The 4,794-nt window shown below is 68.5% G+C and carries 5 protein-coding genes; 1 reads left to right on the top strand and 4 read right to left on the bottom strand.

All coding sequences use genetic code 11. From position 1 onward, the window contains the following. Positions 1-138 precede the first annotated feature (138 nt). The 4 genes from AB0F44_RS29955 to AB0F44_RS29970 form a co-directional block, all read right to left on the bottom strand. Positions 139-1,680, bottom strand: a complete 1,542-nt coding sequence (locus tag AB0F44_RS29955) for an MDR family MFS transporter (RefSeq protein WP_357360983.1) — start codon at positions 1,678-1,680, stop codon at positions 139-141. Between the two features lie 184 nt (positions 1,681-1,864). Then, a complete protein-coding gene (locus AB0F44_RS29960) occupies positions 1,865-2,833 on the bottom strand; it encodes a zinc-binding dehydrogenase (protein ID WP_357360985.1) in 969 nt (322 codons plus the stop codon). A 59-nt stretch (positions 2,834-2,892) separates the two neighbouring features. Then, positions 2,893-4,086 (bottom strand): NADP-dependent malic enzyme, encoded by a 1,194-nt coding sequence (locus tag AB0F44_RS29965; RefSeq protein ID WP_357360987.1) that lies wholly within the window; start codon positions 4,084-4,086, stop codon positions 2,893-2,895. 181 nt (positions 4,087-4,267) lie between these two features. Next, a complete protein-coding gene (locus tag AB0F44_RS29970) occupies positions 4,268-4,630 on the bottom strand; it encodes a S24 family peptidase (RefSeq protein ID WP_357360989.1) in 363 nt (120 codons plus the stop codon). Between the two features lie 54 nt (positions 4,631-4,684). On the opposite strand from AB0F44_RS29970, the gene AB0F44_RS29975 reads away from it, so the two are divergent. After that, on the top strand, positions 4,685-4,794 hold a 110-nt coding region (locus AB0F44_RS29975; RefSeq protein WP_305367623.1), incomplete at its 3' end, for a superoxide dismutase [Ni].

A 4,794-nucleotide genomic window follows, 5' to 3' on the forward strand; every position in this document is an offset into this window, starting at 1 on the left:
AGGTCGTCGACTCTTCATCGTGCTCGGTGGCCTGGTGCTGTGGCTCGGCAGGCGCGCCCGTGGCCGATCCCTGCGGACCGTGCTGGTTCCGACCCGGTTAACCGGGTATTCCTACGACTCCTACACAGGCGTTACGACTCAGCAGCCACACACAGCAGGCTCACGCCCGTGCTCGCACAGCTCGGCGAGCTCGGCATCGATATCGGCACCCGGCTCCGCGACAGAACCATCAGCAGACTCCTCGTCGGACTCGCCGTAGCCCTCTGCCCGAGCCGGCAGCAGGACGGCCATCACGACCACGATCAGAGCCAGCGCGGCGCTGACCATGAACGCGGCCTGCAGCCCGCTCACCTGGGCCGCGATGGCACCGACCTCGTCGATGACCTGGTCGCTGCGTACGGACATCACGGTGACCGCCAGGGCGGTGCCGAAGGCGGCCGCGACCTGCTGGAGCGTGCCCAGGATCGAGGAGCCGTGGGAGTAGAGGTGCGACGGCAGCGAGCCCAGGCCGAGCGTGAAGACCGGGGTGAAGGCCGCCGCCAGGCTGACCATCAGAACCAGGTGCAGCACCAGCACGAGCAGGTAGGGCGTGGTCAGCGAGATCTGCGAGAGCCCGGCGAGAGCGACCACGATGCCGACGGAGCCAGGGATCACGAGCACCCGGCCACCGTACGTGTCGAAGATCCGTCCCACGGTCGGCCCGAGCAGACCCATGGCCAGGCCACCCGGCATGACCAGCAGACCGGTCATCAGCGGGGACAGGCCGCGCACGGTCTGCAGGTAGAGCGGCAGCAGGATCATCGAGCCCATCATCGCCAGGAACGCGATCGCCATCAGCACGAGCGCCTTGGTGAAGGTGGAGTGCAGGAACGCGCGCAGGTCCAGCAACGGCGTGCCGACCCGCTGCAGGTGGAGCTGACGGAACACGAACCCGACGATCAGCACCGCACCGAAGGCGGCGATCACCACGGGACGCCCGACCTCACCTTCCGCGAAGCGGCTCAGCCCGTAGACGAGAGACCCGAACCCGAGTGCGGCGATCACCACGGACGCCCAGTCCACGGTCGACTCGGAGGTCTCGCCCACGTTCTCCAGCCGGCGCAGCCCGGACCAGGCGACCCCGATGGCGATCGGCAGGACCAACAGGAAGAGCAGTCGCCACGAGCCGAAGCCCAGGATCAGCCCGGACACGGTCGGGCCGAGCGCCGGCGCGACCGAGATCGCCATGGTGACGTTGCCCATCACCCGGCCGCGGTCGTTCTCGTCGACCACCGTCATCAGCGTGGTCATCAGCAGCGGCATCATCACCGCGGTGCCGGCAGCCTGGATGACCCGGCCGGCGAGCAGGATCCCGAAGACCGGCGCGATCGCCGAGATCAGGGTGCCGGCGATGAAGACGCCCATCGCCGTGGCGTACGCGGTCCTGGTCGTCACCCGCTGCAGGAACCAGCCGGTCACCGGGATGACCGACGCCATGGTCAGCATGAACGCGGTCGAGACCCACTGAGCGGCATGCTCGGTGACCCCGAAGCTGTTCATCAGGTTCGGGATCGCGTTGAGCATGATCGTCTCGTTGAGGATCACCACGAAGGTGGCCAGCACGAGCAGGGTGATGACGGCAGGCGTACGCCGCTTCTCACCGTCTTGTGGACGATGCGATGTTGTGACGGCAGCAGTCATGACATGTTCCTCGGGTCGTACGCAGGGGCCCGGTGCCGCCCGCTCTATACATAGATCGAACGGGCGGGGCCGATTTCGACATCACGCCACGAGAAACTTTTCGAGCCCCCCGGCAGTGACACTCAATGGTCCCTTGTTGAACCGGGGAGAGTCGAACGATATTCCGTACGTCACACGGCCGGCGTCACAGGTTGAAGACGACCTTCCCGAAGAGATCGCCGGCGTGCATCGCCTCGAAGCCGGCCTTGGCCTCGGTCAACGGCATGGTGCGGTCGATCAGCGGGCGGGTGCCGGTGGCCTCGAGCAGCGAGACCAGGCTGGCCAGCTCGTTGCGGGTGCCCATCGTCGAGCCGATGACCTTCAGCTGCAGGAAGAAGATGTTGGTCAGCATCGCGTCGTCGAGGTTCGCCCCGGACGTGGTGCCGCTGATGATGATCGACCCGCCCGGACGCAGCGAGCGCACCGAGTGCTTCCAGGTCGCCCGCCCGACGGTCTCGATCACCGCGTCGACCTTGACCGGCAGCCGCTCGCCCGACGGCAGCGCTTCGTGGGCACCGAGCTCGAGGGCCCGCTTCTGCTTCGCCTCGTCACGCGAGGTCGCGTAGACCTTGAGGCCGGCTGCCCGCGCGAGCGTGATCGCCGCGGTCGCCACTCCCCCGCCGGCGCCCTGCACCAGCACCGAGTCGCCGGCCTTGAGCCCGCCCTGGGTGAACAGCATCCGATAGGCCGTCAGCCATGCCGTGGGCAGGCAGGCGGCCTCCTCGAACGACATCCCGGCGGGCTTCGGCACGACGTTGCGCCGCGGCACGATCACCTTCTCGGCGAAGGTGCCCTGGTGACGCTCGGAGAGCAGCGACCGCTTCGGGTCGAGGGTCTCGTCGCCGGTCCAGTCGGGCGAGGAGATCACCGAGTGGACCACGACCTCGTTGCCGTCCTCGTCGAGGCCGGCCGCGTCGCAGCCGAGGATCATCGGCAGCGCCTCGGCCTTGAGCCCGACCCCCTGCAGGGACCACAGGTCGTGGTGGTTGAGCGAGGCCGCCTTGACGGTGACCGTCGTCCACCCGTCCGGAGCGACAGGGTCGGGCCGCTCCCCCAGCACGAGGCCGGAGATCGGATCGTCGGATGAGAACTTCTCGGCGTACGCAGCGAACATGCGCCCGACCCTACCGACCTGGGCGGTTCCTCGATCAAGGTGTGCAGATCGCGGAACGCTCAGGCGCGAGCGACCCCGTCAGCCCGAGCAGCGTCGGCGACCGCGGCAGCGACGGCGGGGCCGACGCGGGGGTCGAACGGCTCCGGGATGATCTTCGTCTCGGAGAGCTCGTCGCCGACCAGAGCGGCCAGCGCCTGCGCGGCGGCGAGCTTCATGCCCTCGGTGATCGAGGAGGCGTGCACGTCGATCGCACCCCGGAAGATGCCGGGGAAGGCGAGGACGTTGTTGATCTGGTTGGGGAAGTCCGAGCGCCCGGTGGCGACGATGCTGGCGTACTTGTGCGCCACGTCGGGGTGGATCTCGGGGTTCGGGTTGGCCATCGCGAAGACGATCCCCTGCGGGGCCATGGTCGCGACGAGCTCCTCGGGGACGGTGCCGCCGGAGACACCGACGTAGACGTCGGCGCCGGCCAGCGCGTCGGCCAGCGAGCCCGAGCGACCGGTCACGTCCGCGGTCACCTCGGCGATCGCCTTCTTCGACGCGGTCAGGTCCGAGCGGGTGGAGGAGATGACGCCCTTGCGGTCGAGCAGCGCGAGGTCCTTGATGCCGAACTCGAGCAGGATCTTGGCGACCGCGACACCGGCAGCACCGGCACCCGAGATGACCACGCGGGTCGACTCCGGGTTGCGGCCGGTCAGCTTCAGCGCGTTCATCAGCGCGGCGAGGGTGACCACGGCGGTGCCGTGCTGGTCGTCGTGGAAGACCGGGATGTCGAGCGCCTCCTTGAGGCGGTCCTCGATCTCGAAGCAGCGCGGCGCGGAGATGTCCTCGAGGTTGATCCCGCCGAAGCTCGGCGCCATCCGGATGACCGTCTCGACGATCTCGTCCACGTCGGTGGTGTCCAGGCAGATCGGGATCGAGTCGACGCCGCCGAACTCCTTGAACAGCACCGCCTTGCCCTCCATCACCGGCATCGCGGCGGCCGGGCCGATGTCACCGAGGCCGAGCACCGCGGTGCCGTCGGTGACGACCGCGACGGTGTTGGGCACCCAGGTGTAGGTGTGGGCCAGCTCGGGATTCTCGGCGATCGCGGTGCAGACCCGCGCGACACCGGGGGTGTAGGCCATCGACAGCGAGGCCTTGTCGGAGACCGATGCTGTCGCCGCGATCGCCATCTTGCCGCCGCGGTGAAGCTCGAACACCGGGTCGCCGTCATAGGCGGTGGTCTCGGTGGACAGGGTGGACTCGGTCATTGGGGGCCTCCAGAAAACTACGGACTCGGACGTCGGGCGGTCGAACGCGAGCCGAGGGGTGGAGCCGCGCAAGGCGCCATCTACAGGGATGTGATGCCCGGATGGCGAAAAGTTTCCCACAGGCTACCGGAGGAAGCGGTTGATGTTTCCTACAAGGTGACGAAGCCCTCATCTGGAGCCCTCATCCAGAGATCTGCCCCAGGATGCGCGGGCGCGGCCAGAGTCGAGCGACAACCACGCCGATCATGTCGGCGTCCGCGACAGGCCCGCGGTGACGGGAGTCGATCACCCCGGGAGCGGCCGGATTGTCGGAGAGCAGCCACCACCCGGGACGCCCGGATGCGGTCGTACGCCGCTCCACCGCCCGCTTCACCACGACCGCCCCGTCGGCGAGCCGCGCGACGACCACGCACCCGGGCGCCGGCGTACGTCCGTAGGAGACCCACAACCGGTCCCCCGCCCACAGCGTCGGCTCCATCGAGACCCCTACGACCTTCGCCATCCCCCAGCTGTGTCGGGGTGCCCTGGCCGCGCTGTCTTCCATGCGGAGTAGTGTCGCAATCCGTAGGACACATGAACACTCTTTGAGAGGACCCGCATGTTCGCGCGACTTTTCGCTCCCACCATCGAGGTCTCGGCCCACTGCGACCTGCCCTGCGGCGTCTACGACCCCGCCCAGGCCCGCATCGAGGCCGAGTCCGTCAAGGC

This window comes from Nocardioides sp. NPDC023903, assembly GCF_040639295.1.
GTDB lineage: Bacteria > Actinomycetota > Actinomycetes > Propionibacteriales > Nocardioidaceae > Nocardioides.